This is a genomic window from Lampropedia aestuarii (genome assembly GCF_004803635.1).
In the GTDB taxonomy this organism is placed as follows: Bacteria; Pseudomonadota; Gammaproteobacteria; order Burkholderiales; family Burkholderiaceae_C; genus Lampropedia; species Lampropedia aestuarii.
Map to the genome: position 1 here is coordinate 1 of NZ_SSWX01000020.1, position 16,613 is coordinate 16,613.

13 protein-coding genes, 1 tRNA gene and 1 pseudogene are annotated in these 16,613 nt (G+C 57.4%); 3 read left to right on the forward strand and 12 right to left on the reverse strand.

All coding sequences use genetic code 11. From position 1 onward, the window contains the following. Positions 1-171 (forward strand): annotated as a pseudogene (locus E8K88_RS18375) (integrase core domain-containing protein); the annotation flags it as partial. A 126-nt stretch (positions 172-297) separates the two neighbouring features. On the opposite strand, the gene E8K88_RS13890 reads toward E8K88_RS18375, so the two are convergent. The 12 genes from E8K88_RS13890 to cysS form a co-directional block, all read right to left on the reverse strand. Next, complete coding sequence (locus tag E8K88_RS13890) at positions 298-954, reverse strand: hypothetical protein (RefSeq protein ID WP_136407284.1); 657 nt, start codon at positions 952-954, stop codon at positions 298-300. After that, positions 951-2,006, reverse strand: coding sequence for a recombination directionality factor (locus E8K88_RS13895; RefSeq protein WP_136407285.1), 1,056 nt, complete (start codon positions 2,004-2,006; stop codon positions 951-953). Before E8K88_RS13895 ends, E8K88_RS13890 begins: the two co-directional genes overlap by 4 nt. Before the next feature lie 142 nt (positions 2,007-2,148). After that, entirely contained in the window at positions 2,149-2,577 is a 429-nt protein-coding gene (locus tag E8K88_RS18380) for a hypothetical protein (RefSeq protein ID WP_240754539.1), read from the reverse strand. Positions 2,578-2,805: 228 nt separating this feature from the next. After that, entirely contained in the window at positions 2,806-3,030 is a 225-nt protein-coding gene (locus E8K88_RS18385; RefSeq protein WP_240754540.1) for a YqaJ viral recombinase family protein, read from the reverse strand. Between the two features lie 206 nt (positions 3,031-3,236). Next, positions 3,237-3,551: a DUF932 domain-containing protein gene (locus tag E8K88_RS18530; protein ID WP_338092878.1), complete on the reverse strand. Its 315-nt coding sequence runs from the start codon at positions 3,549-3,551 to the stop codon at positions 3,237-3,239. A gap of 906 nt (positions 3,552-4,457) precedes the next feature. Beyond that, a tRNA-Ser gene (locus E8K88_RS13910) sits at positions 4,458-4,550 on the reverse strand. Positions 4,551-4,612: 62 nt separating this feature from the next. After that, on the reverse strand, positions 4,613-5,914 hold the full coding sequence (locus tag E8K88_RS13915) for an aspartate kinase (protein WP_136407286.1): 1,302 nt from the start codon (positions 5,912-5,914) through the stop codon (positions 4,613-4,615). Positions 5,915-6,200: 286 nt separating this feature from the next. Further along, a complete protein-coding gene (gene tilS, locus E8K88_RS13920; RefSeq protein ID WP_136407287.1) occupies positions 6,201-7,151 on the reverse strand; it encodes a tRNA lysidine(34) synthetase TilS in 951 nt (316 codons plus the stop codon). 166 nt (positions 7,152-7,317) lie between these two features. After that, positions 7,318-7,845, reverse strand: a complete 528-nt coding sequence (locus E8K88_RS13925) for a hypothetical protein (protein ID WP_136407288.1) — start codon at positions 7,843-7,845, stop codon at positions 7,318-7,320. Between the two features lie 539 nt (positions 7,846-8,384). Next, on the reverse strand, positions 8,385-9,353 hold the full coding sequence (locus E8K88_RS13930) for an acetyl-CoA carboxylase carboxyltransferase subunit alpha (protein WP_136407289.1): 969 nt from the start codon (positions 9,351-9,353) through the stop codon (positions 8,385-8,387). 203 nt (positions 9,354-9,556) lie between these two features. Next, positions 9,557-11,044 (reverse strand): DNA-3-methyladenine glycosylase family protein, encoded by a 1,488-nt coding sequence (locus E8K88_RS13935; RefSeq protein WP_240754541.1) that lies wholly within the window; start codon positions 11,042-11,044, stop codon positions 9,557-9,559. Continuing rightward, positions 11,044-12,435 (reverse strand): cysteine--tRNA ligase, encoded by a 1,392-nt coding sequence (gene cysS, locus E8K88_RS13940; protein ID WP_136407290.1) that lies wholly within the window; start codon positions 12,433-12,435, stop codon positions 11,044-11,046. Before cysS ends, E8K88_RS13935 begins: the two co-directional genes overlap by 1 nt. A gap of 326 nt (positions 12,436-12,761) precedes the next feature. Between cysS and E8K88_RS13945 the strand changes: the two genes are divergently transcribed. Continuing rightward, positions 12,762-14,996: a VIT and vWA domain-containing protein gene (locus E8K88_RS13945; RefSeq protein WP_136407291.1), complete on the forward strand. Its 2,235-nt coding sequence runs from the start codon at positions 12,762-12,764 to the stop codon at positions 14,994-14,996. Between the two features lie 94 nt (positions 14,997-15,090). Then, complete coding sequence (gene xrtQ, locus E8K88_RS13950) at positions 15,091-16,569, forward strand: exosortase Q (protein ID WP_136407292.1); 1,479 nt, start codon at positions 15,091-15,093, stop codon at positions 16,567-16,569. The last annotated feature ends 44 nt before the right edge of the window (positions 16,570-16,613 follow it).

Genomic DNA, 16,613 nt, shown 5'->3' on the forward strand with positions numbered 1-16,613 from the left:
GTTGAGCGCTATAACCGTACCGTACGCTATGTTTGGCTGGCCCAGCACCTGTTGTTTAGCAGTCTGCAAGAAGTTCAGCTAGGCGCCTCTGCCTGACTATGGAGCTACAACAACGAAAGACCGAACATGGCTCTGGGGGGCATGACCCCAATACAAAAATATAGCCAATAAACAGTCAAACATCTCTACTAATGCTTACTGCTAAAAATAGGGGATTACCATTTGAGTAAAAAGAAGGCAAGGTAATTCCTGCCCTCTATGCTGACTCCACAACATCTAAAAATGCTGGCCAACTATTCAGGCCATGGTCTGAATCGCAACGATACGCTGCGCTGTACAGGCCAAGTAGCCGCCATCCAACGTCCGGTAAATACATAGCGTATGTTGCAAGCCGAGTGCATCACTTTTGTGATTGTTAGGCAACGCCACGCGAGCGTTATGTCCACATGCCCACACACCTGGCACTTGCGGATCAAACACCAGCAAACTACGCAGTTTGGGCGGTCTAGTCGCACTATGCTCACACTCCACTCCAGTGACCAGCATCCACCGCTTGCCCTCTTTTGGCAATGCCAATTGCACCAGCATCACGCCATCTGAAGACAAGCCTTTGAGCAGAGGCTGTGCCATTGCATGCATAGAACTTTCAAGCGTTTTTGCTTGGTACTGCGCGCCTGCCTCGTCTAACCATGACTGCCATTCCACCGTTGTTTCAGGCACGGCTTGTGGGGCATCGCGCAACAAGTCATTGATACGCACCAACAGCGAAATCTTTTTTTGGACTGCTGTTGCTATGGATGTCCCATCTTGCTCAGAGCACAGCGGTTCCCAACGCCCTTGCTCTTCCAAATATTCCAGCTCCGTATCAAACCGCAGTCCTGCCATGAAGCAGTGCTGCAGCTGGGGTTTGATCGATAGGCTTTGTGAGTCACCGCTTGCGTTCATACTCGTCATACAGCCCCCTGAATTGCTGGTTGATTGGATTGAACGGAATCAGCAAATCCTTGGTGGCTGCCATCAACCGCCTTGGCTTTGATTTCCAGCTCATGGGCCAATGAAGGCGTTCGCGTTGATCGCTTGGAACTGGCTGGCAAGGCAGTCGTTACCCCTTCGGCATTGCCTACTAGGTAAAACTCCTCCATCACCCCCAGCCCTTGGACAGAGGCGTTTTTAAACACGCCATTGGCCTGGCCTAGACGGGCAGCGTCATCCAATGCCTGTTGATCCATCCCTGCCTCTTGCTTTGCCTGCGTATCTTGTTTGGCGTGTGTGATGGCCTCAGCGAGGCTCATGCCTGAGCGCACCACCAAGTCAGCGTAAAAGATCGGTGCGCTATGAGACTGCGTGCTCGACTTGGCTCTGGGCTTCACCTCCAGCGGCCATGTCGCCAAGTGGTTTCCTGAGACAGCGGCCCAATAGCGCAGTCGTGCAGCCCATGTCCAGGTACTGTTGTAAGTCGCGGTTCGAAACACATAGCTGCCCAGCGCACCTATTGGTGGTTGGGTTTCTTTTGAAGTTTTTGGCGTGGTCGTTACAGCATCAATTACCACATTGAGCCCGGCATACGGCTTGCCGTTGCTGCCTAGCTTGTGCTGGCTTTGGTCCGGTGAAGTGCGCAGCAGTGTTTCCACTCCTTGGGCTGTTTGCCTTCTGCTGGCTTCCGCATTGCCCACGCACTCCGCCCTGCCAGTTTTGCACTCGAACAAACAGTAGTCAGCTCGCAGATTCGAATCTGGCTCATTGAGCAGCACCTTGACCGGAATACTGCGTAGTTGGCTTGTCGCCGTGTTTGCCTGGTTTTGCTGGCAGGCGTTTACATAGGTGGCAGTACCGCTGCGCAATGGCTCATCGAGTCGGTGAAGAATCCAGCTTGCTTGGTGCTGCACCTGGGTGGTGATGGTAAAACCAACGTCTTTCTGCAGCAGGCGCTTGCCATAGCGTTCGATTGCTTTGCCAATGGATATGCGCCCCACGACTGGGGACGTGATAGCGAGGCCTTTGATCATAAAAATCCTTTCTGCACACTGCGGTGCAAACAAAAAAAGGCACCTCAAAACCGAAGTCTTGACGTGCCTGACGGAATGATGGAAATTGGGTACGAAATCGAGTGAAATCTGCTGCCTGAAGCTGAACGTTGGTTGGTACACCTCATTCTTTGGTTTGCAATAAAAACCGTTTGAAGCCTGCTTTGGGTTGCGTGTATTGCGCAATGAGTTCAGGCTGGTCTTGGGCCAGTTTCTTGGTGTCTATGCGGCTCCACTCCCTGGCTGGTTTCCAGCTCACGACGCCCGTCTCAAACAAGGCCACACTGGCACTGCCCATCGCCTGCTGAATGGTTTGCTTCAGTTGGCTTTCTTGCTCCTGGTATTGGGTCAATTGGCTGCGTACATCCAGCAAATCACCAAATGTGACGCCCATAGAGGGATCTGCTTTCCAAGCCACGATGGGGCTTGCATCTTTGGGGTACAAACACCGCAGGGCCAAATCCGCTGAATCCGAGCCATCGGCAGCGGGCTCTTGGTTGGAAGTAACCAAGCGCCAGAGCTGCTGCTCCAGTGCAATGAGTTGGGCAATCATGGTCTCGTCCCTTTCAATGCGATGCGCCTGCAGCTCTTGACCGCGGATGAGTTCGGCTGCGTCAGCGGCTTACTTGCCTGTGACGGCCAGTTGGTGCATGGCTGGTAACTGGGTGTATTCAGGCACGCCGTCTTTCCAGAGACGGGCATCCGTTCAGGATGCTGCAGCACCGCATTGACCCAGCCTTGATGGCTGTGCGTTTGGAGTGCTGCGCAGCCACAATGGGCTTCAGCAATATGCCCAATACATGGGACTCGATTCGTCATTGGAGCCGTTTGGTGACAGTAGGTGTTGCTTGCCTGTTGTGACCAGCGACAACTCCAGTCGGGAGCAATAGCGATTGCGGCCCACCGCATAAGCGGTACTGGATGAACCAAGGCCTTTGATGCGCACATCCAGCCATTCATTGCGTGAGAGGCCATTGGTTTTAACCAAGCGTAGTACTGGACACACAGCTGGGTGCAAGGGACGTTGAATGGGTTCCGCATTTGGAGTGACTTGAGACACCAAAACCTCCGTGGAGTTAAAAATGGCATGCATAGATTAATGGCGTTTGATCCCGCATGGTCTGTCATACTCAGCCCCCACATCAAAAAAATCCCATGTATCTCGAGAAGGGCCTTATGACGGGGATTTTGGGACGTAGACACTAGTCAGGTTCACGCCACCATCTGTAAGCCCTGTTCCAGGGCCTTCTGTTTGATTGCAGCCCCTTGACCGAACCTGGCACTGTTCAAGCGGTTGTCTTGAGAGCGTGCACGGCGCTCATGGTCCACAAACTCCGCAATGAACGACAGCAAATCCCAAGCCGTGCCTTTGGCTGCTTGCAGGTCTGCATCACGGCCTGCGCCCTCATACAAGGACTGGGCTTTCTTCAAAGCCAGTTCATTGGTCAAGCCAGAAGAAGCGCGAGAACCATTGAAACCGCCTACCCTGCCTGCGCGCTCTCGGAGGATCTCGGAGGAACACAACACTTTGAGGAAGAAGCGCTTCGCCTCATGGATTTTGACTTTGCGATCAGCAAGGCATTTTGATGCGGTGCATCAAGCCATCCCACTGGGTCACTGCAATGCCCAATTGGCGTTTGACCTCTTCTGAATTGAATGAGCGGCTATGTGGCAAACCGATAGCACCAGAGGCGTTGCCTGCTGCAATGGCCTAGGCAATAGACAAGGTGTTATTGCACGCGCCACTCACGTTTGTTGGCGCTGCAGTAGTGGCCAAGGTGCCATCGCAAGATGGCAGCCAGCAGCAAATCCCCTTTGACTACACCCTTGCCTTTAAGCGCTGTTTCTTTACCTGTACGGACTAATGCCCTGCACTTACGCCAAGCACGGAGTTCGCGTAAGTGGCCAGCGTACTCTCCCACTGAAGTGCATGCTTTGGGTTTGACCACTCTGACTTCTTCGACTTGATGCACTCGATTGCAGCATCCTTGAATTTGATCTGCTGCCGAGCGGCCTTGATGTTTTCCACCCGTGTGGCGCGCAGGCTTTCCAGTGGGTCGATTCCATCGTTGAGTAAATCCGCTGCGGTTCTAGCCTTCTCTGGCTTTGGCTAGAGTAACCAAGGGAAAGGCACCTGTGCCCATCCTGCAGCGCATCTTTGTCGACGGTGAGGTGTAGCGCAGCACCCAGGCACGCCGCCAACAAGATATGAGCCGTTTTCTTTGAGACGAGAGACTTCGAGAGCCCCTGATTCCTTTGCCCGTTTTGGCATTGAAACTACTATAGGCCATCCTATAGGCCATCGCATTTAAGGCTTAATCGGTCGTATTTGGCCCTATTTGGCCTTTAACTTAGCGATTAGGTGTGTTTTAAGCCAATCATGCATAAAAAAACCAGCCTTTTGGGCTGGTTTTCCTAATCTATCACTTCAAGTGGCGGAGACGAAGGGATTCGAACCCTTGATGGAGCTCATCACCCCATACTCCCTTAGCAGGGGAGCACCTTCGGCCTCTCGGTCACGTCTCCGCTTGAAGACCATGATTATGCACGAAAATTAGGTCATTTCTGGCAAATCACGATTTTTTTGATTATTTTTCATCATTGCGCTTCGGTACTTCGATGGCGCTGTCGCCATCCAGGCCAAAAGCCGTATGCAAGGCACGTACCGCCAGCTCAACGTACTTCTCGTCGATCACGACCGAGGTCTTGATTTCAGAGGTCGAGATCATCTGGATATTGATGCCTTCCTGGCTCAAGGCACGGAACATCGTGCTGGCGACACCGGCATGACTCTTCATACCAATACCGACGATACTGACCTTGCTGATGTGGGGGTTGCCCACAGTGCTGGTGCCTTCGCCCAGTTGTGGCAGGACTTTTTCATTGAGCAGCTTCAGGGTGCGATCGTAGTCGGCACGCGTGACCGTGAAACTGAAGTCGGTCTTGCCTTCTTTACTCAGGTTCTGGATGATCACATCCACGTCGATCTTGGCATCGGCGACCGCGCCCAGGATGCTGTGCGCAATGCCAGGCTTGTCAGGCACACCCAACACCGAAACCTTGGCTTCATCACGCGTGAAGGCGATGCCTGAAACAACTGCTTTTTCCATTTTTGCGTCTTCCTCGAAAGTGATCAATGTGCCGGACTGGGCTTCCTCTGCCAAGTCAATATCCCAGGGTGTGAAGCTCGACAACACACGCAAAGGCACGCGGTATTTACCAGCAAACTCGACCGAGCGGATTTGCAAAATCTTTGAGCCAAGGCTGGCCAATTCCAGCATTTCTTCAAAAGAAATGGTTTTCAGGCGCTGGGCATTGGGCACCACGCGTGGATCGGTGGTGTAGACACCATCCACATCGGTATAGATCAGGCACTCATCGGCCTTGATGGCAGCAGCAATGGCCACTGCCGAAGTGTCAGAGCCACCACGCCCCAAGGTCGTGATATTGCCCTGGCTGTCAATACCTTGAAAGCCCGTGACAATCACCACGCGGCCGGCATCGAGTTCTTTGCGAATGCGCTGGCCTTCGATGGATTCAATGCGCGCTTTCATGTACGAGCTATCGGTACGCACCGGCACTTGCCAGCCGGTAAAACTCACCGCGTCCTGGCCTTCTGACTGCAAAGCAATCGCCAGCAACGCCGATGAGGCCTGCTCGCCTGTTGCAGCCAAAGCGTCCAGTTCACGGCGCGTGTTGCTGCCGCGTTCCTTGGGCTCGAGCTCCGCGGCCAGGCCCAACAAGCGGTTGGTCTCACCGCTCATGGCACTGGGCACCACCACCACTTGGTGACCGGCGTTAACCCATTTAATGACGCGTTTGGCCACGTTACGGATGCGTTCAGTGGTGCCCATCGAGGTACCACCGTATTTATGAACAATCAGTGCCATCTTCTTTTCAGGAGGTTGTGCAATGCCAAGGACGTCCTACAAACCCTCGCCTGCTGGACAGCCTCCGGTATCAGAATGCGCCGCAAGGCATCTTGTGAAGGCCATAACCATCGCCATGAACCCAAAGACAACCAAACAGATCGCCTGAAACCGTGCTCAGACCACCACAGGGAGTTTCGCAGCGCGCGCCTAGGCATTGCGCTCAAAAACTGTCAACGCCATTAAAACTAACTTGCAGTACTACCACAAAGTCCCAACAGAATTGATTCGCAAAAGCAAAACCGGTCTATTCTACCCAAACTAGCAAGTCCTTGACACGGATGACCATGCCGCGGCCAACTTTTATCGCGATGGCGTGGCCCCGGGTCGTGCAAGCGGCCAGCTGGCGCTGCAGCTCTTTGAGCTGCGCCGCCGCCGCCTGTGTCTGGTACTGTGCCAACCAGTAACGCAGCACATTGGCCTGGCGTGCACAGCTCAATTGCTGCAAACCACGGATTGAGGCTTGCTGGCCTAGTGCCAGCCAGTCGTCGTGCGCGACCTCTTGCAGCAATTGCTGGGCCTGCGCCGCATGGGCACTGCTGCGCGCAAAAGTCTGCCTGAAACTGGGAAAAGCCTGCGCCAGTGCCGGCACGATCTGCTGGCGAATGCGGTTGCGGGTGAATTGTGTATCGGTATTGCTGGGGTCTTCGATCCAGCCTTGCCCTTGGACACGCAGCCAGGCTTTGAGGTCTGCAGCAGGCACGTCGAGCAAAGGCCTAAGCCATTGCAAACCACCGCGCTGCGACTGCCTGGGCATCGCCGACAAGCCGGGCAAGCCTGCGCCTCGGCTGAGTGCCAGCAGCAGTGTCTCGACCTGGTCATCGGCATGCTGGGCCAATGCAATCGCCTCAATCGGGGCTGCGCGCTCTGCATTCAAGGCGACAACCCCTGCAGTCAGCGCCCGGTAACGCGCCTGGCGCGCTGCATTCTCCGGGCTTTCGCCCGGCTGGTGGCGCGCGTCCACATAGGCCACATGCAAGGGAATCTCGCGCTCTGTACAGAACTGGGTGCAAAAGTCCGCAAAGTCTGCCGCTGCGGCTTGCAAACCGTGGTGTACATGAATGGCTGCGACTTGCTGGGGCCAGCGCTGCCATACAGCCAGCAACAAGGCCGTTGAGTCGGCGCCACCGCTAAACGCGATGGCAAGCGGCAGATGTGCTTCCAAGCCGTTCAAAGGGAGATTAGGAGTAGCAGACACGTTGCACACGCCAAGAAGTGAGCGCCAGCAATAGGCGAAGGGGCTGAAGTGGCAAGCCACTGCTTTGCATGCCTGCTGCACTGGATTGTAAACAGCGTGAGGGAAATTTCTACAAAGCGCCCTTTCTTGGCCAGAGCACAGTCTCAGGCGACTCTGTAGAGTCGCCCTAATCAAGGACAAAGCCGCTGGGGACTCGGCTCACGATGTCATATTGCCCGCATTCAAAGCACTTGACCCACAGCACGCGCCCAGGCTCCCTGCGCAAAGCACTGAATGCGGCGCCGTCCGTGCGGTCTTCAAACACTTGCAGCACACGTCCTGCCTCATCAAATATGGCAAGAAACCGGCCTGCCTGGGATTGCCTATCTTCAAACACGCCAACTCGTAATAGATACAAAGACGTATCCGTCACTGGGATTACGCTGCTAAACACGATTCCTGACTCATCAAACATCTCGCGGTTTGCGGCTGTGATGGTTTCAGGGAATGAATTAACGTCAATGAATTTCGCCTCAAGCCAGTTGTGGCGCTGATTGAGAAGAGTAGAAATCAAGGAGGCACTTGAAGCCACTTGATCGCTTGAAGTTGCCCGTATATGAGGCTGCACACCGCCTTCATTTGAAGATTGAATCTGGCCATTGGTACTACACGCCACCAAACCCAATGCCATCCATGCCAGTAACAACAATTTCATAGCCATCACCAATCAATATGCCAGTGTTTACCAGCTGCGGCACGGGGCTCTCTCAACACTGTGGCGCCTAGCACTTCGATGCGTGTCTGTATTTCATCAAGATCATGCGCTGAACCATTGGGCCAAGCAATGTCTCTTGCTGTGTTCGATCAATGGTTTGACACCACGTCTCCGCGCGCGACCGCATGTCGGATGATTTGATCAAATCGCGCAACCGCCTCATCCCGAGAGACGTTAGGATTTTGCAATGTCCATTGATCCATCTCTGTGATGTGCCGCCGCGGGGCATAGGTGCTTAAAAATTCTTGCCTATCGGCTCGAATTCGATCCACCATCAACTCTGCCTGACGCGATGTCGTTCGAGCACGACCCGTGATGCGAATCCCAGCAGATGGAAACTCCCTCGCCACGATATTGATAAGGGTATCAATATCTCTCGGACATATGCTTGACACCATGACACCTCCCTCCGGTCTTGCAGTCTGAGCAGACTAATTGGCAAGACCTGGAGGCGTCAATCGGGGAGGTGTGAACAATGCTTATCTAGCGTCTTTGAACACGCCATACGCCATGATTTTCTCTTGCCGCTTGTGCAGCAATTGAGGAATGTCCATGGCTTGCAAACGGTGCAGCTCTTCACGCAAGGCCGTGCGCAGGTAATTGGCGGCCAGTATGGGGTCGCGGTGGGCGCCGCCAGCAGGCTCGTTGACAATGCGGTCAATCAGCGCCAGCGATTTGAGCTTAGGCGCAGTAATGCCCAAGGCTTGGGCCGCCTCTTCGGCTTTGTCTGCGGTTTTCCACAGAATCGACGCGCAGCCTTCTGGGCTGATCACCGAGTACACCGAGTACTGCAGCATCATCACCGCATCGGCCACGCTGATGGCCAAGGCCCCGCCCGAGCCGCCTTCCCCAATGATGGTGCTGATGATCGGGGTTTTGAGCTGGGCCATCTCAAAGATATTGCGGCCAATGGCTTCGGACTGGTTGCGCTCCTCGGCCTCAATGCCTGGATAAGCGCCTGGCGTATCAACAAAGGTGAATACGGGGATACGGAACTTCTCCGCCAGCTTCATCAAACGCAAAGCTTTGCGATAGCCTTCTGGCTTGCTCATGCCGAAGTTGCGTTTGGCGCGCTCTTTGGTATCGCGGCCTTTTTGATGGCCCAGCACCACGCAAGGCATGCCGTCCAAGCGGGCCAAACCGCCAACGATCGAGGCGTCATCGGCGAAATGGCGATCGCCATGCATTTCAGTGAAATCGGTAAAGATTTCGCGCACATAATCCATCGTATAGGGGCGATCCGGGTGGCGAGCGACCTTGGTGGCCTGCCAAGGCGTCAAATCCTTGTAGATGTCGTTGGTGAGTTGCTGGCTTTTTTTACTCAGTTGCTCAATCTCACGGGAGATGTTGACCGAGTCATTGCCTTCATTGACAGTGCGCAGCTCTTCAATGCGCAGATCCAAATCGGCGATGGGTTTTTCAAAATCGAGATAATTTTTTTTAGCCATGATTGATAGGTACGGGGTCAGGCTTTCATCAAGTCCCAACCTTTGAAATGACACGCAGGCGATGGCGCATTTTAGGCCAGCAACCGAGCTGCGTGAGAATTGGCGCTTTTTGGCTGCGACCGCAGCGCAGTTTTCCGGCCCGCCAAGCCCAACTCGGCCACAGAACTGCTGCGCGAGCCAGCCTCACAGGCAGCGGAGTTGATTCAATAAGACTGGGGCTCAGACAGCGAGCGCCACATATACCAGGTGGCCACGCTGCGCCAGGGCTTCCAGGCTTCTGCGACCTCTCGCGCATCGCTGCGCGAGACCGGCTCGCCGGAGAAATAGTTGCGGCTAATGCCCTGAATCAGGCCAAGGTCATCGAGCGGCAAGACATTCGGGCGCATCAAATGGAACATCAAGAACATCTCGGCGGTCCAGCGGCCAATGCCGCGCACTGCCGTCAATGCGGCAATGATTTCTTCGTCTTCGGCCTGCTGCCAGGCGGTGACGTCCAAGCGTCCCTCATGCACATGCAGCGCCAAATCATGCAGGTATTCGGCTTTGCGGGCCGATAAGCCGCAAGCGCGCAGTTGCGCAGACTCCAGCGCCAACACTTTGGCTGCTGTTAACTGGCCCTGCACGCTGTGTTCAAAGCGTGTCCAGACAGCCGCCGCCGCACTGGTGGAGATTTGCTGGCTGACAATGCTGCGTGCCAGGGTCGAGAACGCATCGCCTTGCGACTGCAAACCCATTCCCGTGTATTTGGGGATGATTTTGCGCAAGATGCGGTCTTTTTTGATCAGATAGCGACAGGCCTCGTCCCAATAGTCAGGGCGAATCGCGTCTGGCAGCGCGGCAACTTCTGCAGCCACTTGCTTGGCAAGTGGCGTTTTCTTGACGGCATTTTTTGCACCTGCTGGCGTTTTGGCTGCCGCTTTTTTAACCGCCACCGGCTGCGCAACTGGGCTGGCTGCAGTTTGGGCTGGGGCTACTTTGACGGGCGCAGGCTTGGCAACCGGCGCTTTGGCCACGCTTTTGGCGGGCGCTTTTTTCACGGCGGCTGGCGTGGCGACGCGCAACTTGCTTGCACTCGGCTTAGCCGCTGCCACTTGAGGCGCAGTCACTGGACTGGGCTTGGCTTTGCTGACTACCGCCGCTTTCACCACTGCAGGTTTCTTGGCAATGGCCTGGGCCTTGGACTGCGTTGCAGCAGCAGTTTTTGTCTGAGGCGCAACAGGCGCGGCAACCATTTTAGCCGCCTTCGACTTGGCCGCAGTCTGTGCATTGGCAGCCAACTTGCTGGCCACCGCTTGAATGGCTGGAGCCTTGGTAGCAGGGGCTTTGCGCGTTGCCACTGGGCTTGTAGCGGGCTTTTTCACCGCTGTTTTTGCCGCAGGCTTCTGACTGGCGGCCACTTTCGTCTTGCTGGCTTTGGCGCTAGCGGCTGGCTGCACAGGCACGGCAGCTGTCCGCTTAGCTGCCACAGGTTTAGCCGATACGGCTTGCAGCGCCGTTTTTTGAGCGGCCGGCTTTGGCGCAGCGGGCTTTTTAGCTGCTGCTGGCGACGCGGCGCGCTTCACGCTGGCCTTTGTGGCTGCCGGCTGCTTGGCGGCCACTGGCGCTGCAGAGGTCTTGCTAGGCGCTTTGCTGGCCGCCTTGGCTTTGGGCGCTGCGGACTTGGCTTTGGCGCTTGTGTCGGTGGTCGCCATTAGAGTGCCATCTCCCAACTCGTACCCTGCGGCGAGTCTTTGAGCACAATGCCCTGCTCCAGCAGGCTTTTGCGAATGGCATCGGCCTTGGCAAAGTCTTTGGCCGCTTTGGCCGCAGCGCGCTCGGCAATCTGGGCCTCAATCACGCCTGCATCAACGGCATTGCCGGCCTGCAGAAACTGCTCAGGATCGCGCTGCAAAATGCCCAGCACCCCACCCAAGGCTTTGAGCAAGGCCGCCAGCTGCGCGTCATGGCTGCGGTTGACCTCGCTGGCCAGATCAAACAATACGGCCACTGCTTCCGGTGTGCCAAAATCTTCGTTCATCGCCGCGGCAAAACGGGCGGCATGGGGCTGCTGCCAGTCAATCTCAAACGGTGCCGCTGGCTGAACCAGGGACAGTGCGGTGTACAGACGCTTGAGCGAGGCATGCGCATCCTTCAGGTGCACATCGCTGTAGTTGACCGGACTGCGGTAGTGGCTGCGCACAATGAAGAAACGCACGGTTTCGGCATCAAACTCTTTGAGCACATCGCGGATCGTGAAGAAATTGCCCAGGCTTTTGGACATTTTTTCATTGTCTACGTTGATAAAGCCGTTGTGCATCCAGACGCTGGCAAACGGCACGCCATTGGCGCCCTCGCTCTGGGCGATCTCGTTTTCATGGTGCGGAAAGGTCAAATCTGCGCCGCCTCCATGGATGTCGAAGTGCTCGCCCAGCAGCGCGCAGCCCATGGCCGAGCACTCGATATGCCAGCCTGGGCGGCCCTTGCCAAACGGGCTGTCCCATTTGGCGTCGTCTGGCTCACTGTCCTTGGCGCTTTTCCACAGGACAAAATCAAGCGGGTCTTGCTTGCCATCGAGCACCGCCACACGCTCGCCCGAGCGCAGCTCTTCCAGCGACTTGCCAGACAGCTTGCCGTAGCCGGGAAATTTGCGCACGGCGTAATTCACATCGCCCTCGGCACCTTCGCCTGCGCTGCGGTAAGCCAGGCCCTTGCTCTCCAAGGTGCTGATCATATTGAGCATTTGCGGCACGTAGTCAGTCGCTCGTGGCTCGTAGGTCGGGCGCTCAATGCCCAGCGCGTCGGCGTCTTCGGCCAGCGCAGCAATCATGCGATCGGTCAGATGGCGAATGCTTTCGCCATTCTCAGTCGCGCGGCGAATGATCTTGTCATCAATATCGGTGATGTTGCGCACATAGGTGACGCGCAAGCCGCTGGCCTTGAGCCAGCGCTGCACCACATCAAACGCCACCATCGAGCGCGCATGGCCCAAATGGCTGTAGTCGTACACCGTCATCCCGCACACATACATGCGCACATGGCCCGCCTCCAGGGGGGTGAACTCGCTCACGGCGCGGCTAAGGGTGTTGTAGATGCGAAGACTCATACGGGCAAATTATTCCATTAATTCGAAATGCGGCCGCACCAAGGGCAAGAGATGCGGCAAAGGCGCCATTGCAGCCCCTCTGCCAACCAAGCTCTTGGATTGTGCAACGCGAATGTAACCTGCCATTATCAGCGAATTGAAAAATTCCGTCAGTAGATTGCCCAGTAATCGAGCACGGCAGTGGCCATTTGTGGTAGTCCAAGCAGTCTTCATGCCAGTTTCATATTGGCTTCACACAGGTTTTCCCTGAGCATATTGGCATCGACAAGGCTTCACACGGCGCGGCGATGCTTGCAGCCATTCTCAACTGCAAGCGGAGCACCCCCATGGCCACTGCCCAGCCCTCGCACACTCGGCTGTCTTCCAGCACCCCCCTTCCTGCACGCGCCAGCACGCGCCGTGTGCCAACCCTATTGCTGGCGCAGCGCTTGCGCCAGGCACGCCAGCACCTGCAGCTCGCAGCCTTGCTGCTGGTGTTGTTATTGCTGTGCAAACCCGCCAGTGGCATCGCAGGCGAGGCAGCACAGCCGCCGATCTGCGCCGAAGACCGCGTCTGTAGCCCGTATTTTGTGCTGCCCTCAGGCGATCCAAGCATCGACGCCCTGCCGCTGAAATCCACCGATGTGCAAGTGGCCATCTCCGGCATGATCGCCGAGGTCACCGTCAAACAAACCTACCGCAACGAAGGCCGCCGCACGCTGGAGGCACGCTACGTGTTCCCAGGCTCTAGCCAGTCTGCCGTGCATGCGCTGCAGATGCGCCTGGGCAATCGCATCGTGCGCGCCCAAATCCGTGAAAAACAGCAGGCGCAGCAAGCATACGAACAGGCCAAGGCCGAAGGCAAAACCGCCGCCTTGCTGGAGCAACACCGCCCGAACGTATTTGAGATGAACCTGGCCAATATCCTGCCAGGCGATGAAGTGCAGGTCGAGCTGCAATACACCGAGCTGCTGGTGCCTACCGATGGGCAATACGACTTTGTCTTTCCTACCGTGGTGGGGCCGCGCTACAACAGCCCGGATGCGTTGCAAGCCGACTCTGGTGGCAGCGACCAGGCGTTCAGCCAAGCCATTAGCGCCCCCGCTGACAGTGCCGCGGCAACGCCGAAGTTTGATCTGCAAGTCCAACTCAACGCCCCGATGCCACTGGCACGGGTGACTTCGCCCAGCCATGCGATTGCCACCGCCTATGCCGACCACGACAGCCGCGCGCTGGTGCGCCTGGCCCACCAGGCCACGCCCGCCAACAACCGCGACTTTGTGTTGCACTACCAGCTGGCTGGCCGCAGCATTGCCTCAGGCGTGCTGCTGTATGAAGGTGCGCAGGCTGGCGACGACAACTATTTTCTGGCGATGGTCGAGCCGCCCAAAACCGTCACCCAGGCCGACATCACGCCGCGTGACTATATTTTTGTCGTCGACATCTCCGGCTCAATGAACGGTTTCCCGCTGGACACGGCCAAAACCATGCTGCGCGAGCTGATCGGCGGCCTGCGTCCCAGCGACACCTTCAACGTCATGCTGTTCTCGGGCAATAACGTGATGCTCAGCCCGCAGTCCGTGCCAGCGACCAAAGCCAACATCCAGCAAGCGCTCAAAACCATCGACCTGTCGTATGGCAGCGGCAGTACCGAGCTGATTCCTGCGCTGCGCAAAGCGATTGCAATGCCCAAGGCCGACAACACCTCGCGCAGCATCATCGTCGTCACCGACGGCTATGTATCGGTCGAAAGCGAAGCCTACGCGCTGGTACGCAACAACCTGCACCGCGCCAACCTGTTTGCCTTTGGCATTGGCAGCTCGGTCAACCGCCATTTGATTGACAGCCTGGCGCGCGCTGGCATGGGCGAGCCTTTTGTAATCACCAACCCTGACCAGGCGCGCGAGCAAGCACAACGCTTTCGCGCCATGGTTGAGCAGCCAGTGCTGACCCATCTCCAAGCGCGCTTTGAAGGCATTGAAGCCTACGACCTCGTGCCCGCCCAAATCCCCGACGTCATGGCCCAGCGCCCGGTCGTCGTGATGGGCAAATGGCGCGCCAGTCAACCGGGTACGCCAGCAGGGCAATTGGTGCTCAGTGGCTACAGCGCCAATGGCGCCTACAGCAGTACGCTGCCATTCAGCCAAAGCCTATCCATGCCCAGCCCCTTGGCGAATGCGTCGGGTGGGGCAACCGCAGACGACAACCCAAGCAATACGGTGCTGCGGCTGCTGTGGGCACGCCAGCAAATTGCCAGCCTCAGCGACGAAGAAGCCTTAATTGGCGGCAACGCGCAGCGCGACGCCATTACCCAACTCGGGCTGGATTACTCGCTGCTGACCCAGTACACCAGCTTTTTGGCCGTCGACGAGCGCGTGCGCAGCAATGACCCAGCTGATGCCGTCAGCGTCAACCAGCCCAATCCGCTGCCAGAAGGCGTCAGCAGCCTGGCTGTTGGCGGCCAGGCCGTGCCCAGCACCCCGGAAGCAGGCACCTTGGGCTCGCTGGTGCTGGTGACCTCGCTGATCGCCGTGCTGGCGCGCCACCGCAAGCGCCAACAGCGCCGCCGCTACACCCGCTGACTGCTTGGCACTTTCCGGCCCCTCTCCCGGATGGGTCGATGGGGCCTCACCACTGCGGCCCATTTTGACTGACCGATTTCCAGGAAACACCCGCATGTCCTACCCTCTCGCCACCCCTGCCCAGCTTGTCCAAGCCGCCAACGCCTGGCAAGAGTCACCGCCCGAGCGTTCGCTGCAAGGCGCGATTGTGCAAGCGGTCGTGGCCGCGATGCTGATCGCGCTACGCCTGGCCCCGGCGGCATATTTGCTGGCCATGATGGCCGTGGCCTTGTGGCCGCAATGGCAATGGCTGGCCGCACGCATGCAGGATGGCTCGGACAATCCACTAGGCCTGCTGGCAGCGGCCGCCCTGCTGGGTTTGGCGCTGTGGCATGCGCCCAGCGCCTTGCGCCAGCCGCTGCGGCTGCGCTGGCTGGTCTGCGCCGGTGCTTTGTTTGTGCTGGCCGTACTCAGCCAGCACCAACTGCCGGCCTTGGCCAGTGCGCTCTTGGCCTTACTCAGCGTGGTCTGTCTGTGGCTGGCCGTGCGGCCCAGCACGCTGGCAGCTCTGCCCATCATGGGGCTGACCGTGCTGGCCCTGCCGCTGATTGCCTCGCTGCAGTTTTACGCCGGATACCCACTGCGCGTTGCCGTTGCCGAGGTGTCGCGCTGGCTGCTGGTGCCATTTTTCAATGTCAGCCGCACCGGCGCGGCGCTGCAGGTCGATGGCCAATGGATCCTGGTCGATGCCGCCTGCTCAGGCGTGCAAATGGCCTGGTGGGGGTATGCGACAGCCTGCATCAGCGCCTTGCTGCTGCAGCTGACCAACCGCCGCTTTGTACTGCGCCTGCCCTTGGTTGGCTTGCTGGTGCTGGTGGGCAATATTGCGCGCAATGCGGTTTTGGTCGCACTGCAGGCCGATGGCCAAGTGCTGGCATTCTGGCTGCACGAAGGCATCGGCCTGCTGGCCTTGCTGCTGGTGTGCCTGGGTATTTGGTGGCATATGGCCCAAGGCAGCCAAACGCAAGGCGCAACCTGCTTGGCCCCAGCACCGCAACGCGCCAACCCCTACCAAGCCAGTTCGATCGCGATTGTGCTGGCCATTGGCAGCCTGGCCGCCTGGAGCCAACTGGGCAACAGTGCGCAGTCCACAACCACCGTGCCCCACAGCGCCAGCCCAAGCTACCTGGAAGCGCCCAGCCACTGGCAGGGCGAGCGCTTGCGCCCGCTGGCCTTGAGTGCAGTCGAAGCACGCTTTGCCCAGCAGTTTCCCGGCCGCATTGAGCGCCTGACCAATGGCACAGACACCTTGATCTGGCGCCATGTGCAGCAGCCGACCCGCATGCTGCACCCAGCGGCAGACTGCTTTCGCGCCATGGGCTATCGCATCAGCCAGGAGCAGCTGAGCGACAAGGACGGCCAAGTCTGGCGCTGTTTCATCGCCGAAATCAATGGCCAGCGTTTCAAAGTCTGTGAAATCATTCAAAACGCCGATGGCCAGCACTTCAGCGATACCTCGGCCTGGTACTGGGCGGCCTTGCTGGGCCAAAGCCAAGGGCCATGGCAAGCGTGGACGGTGGTGAGCGCTTTGTAATCAAGCAAAATAATCACTACCTATCTGCATCAGGCCGACCTCCG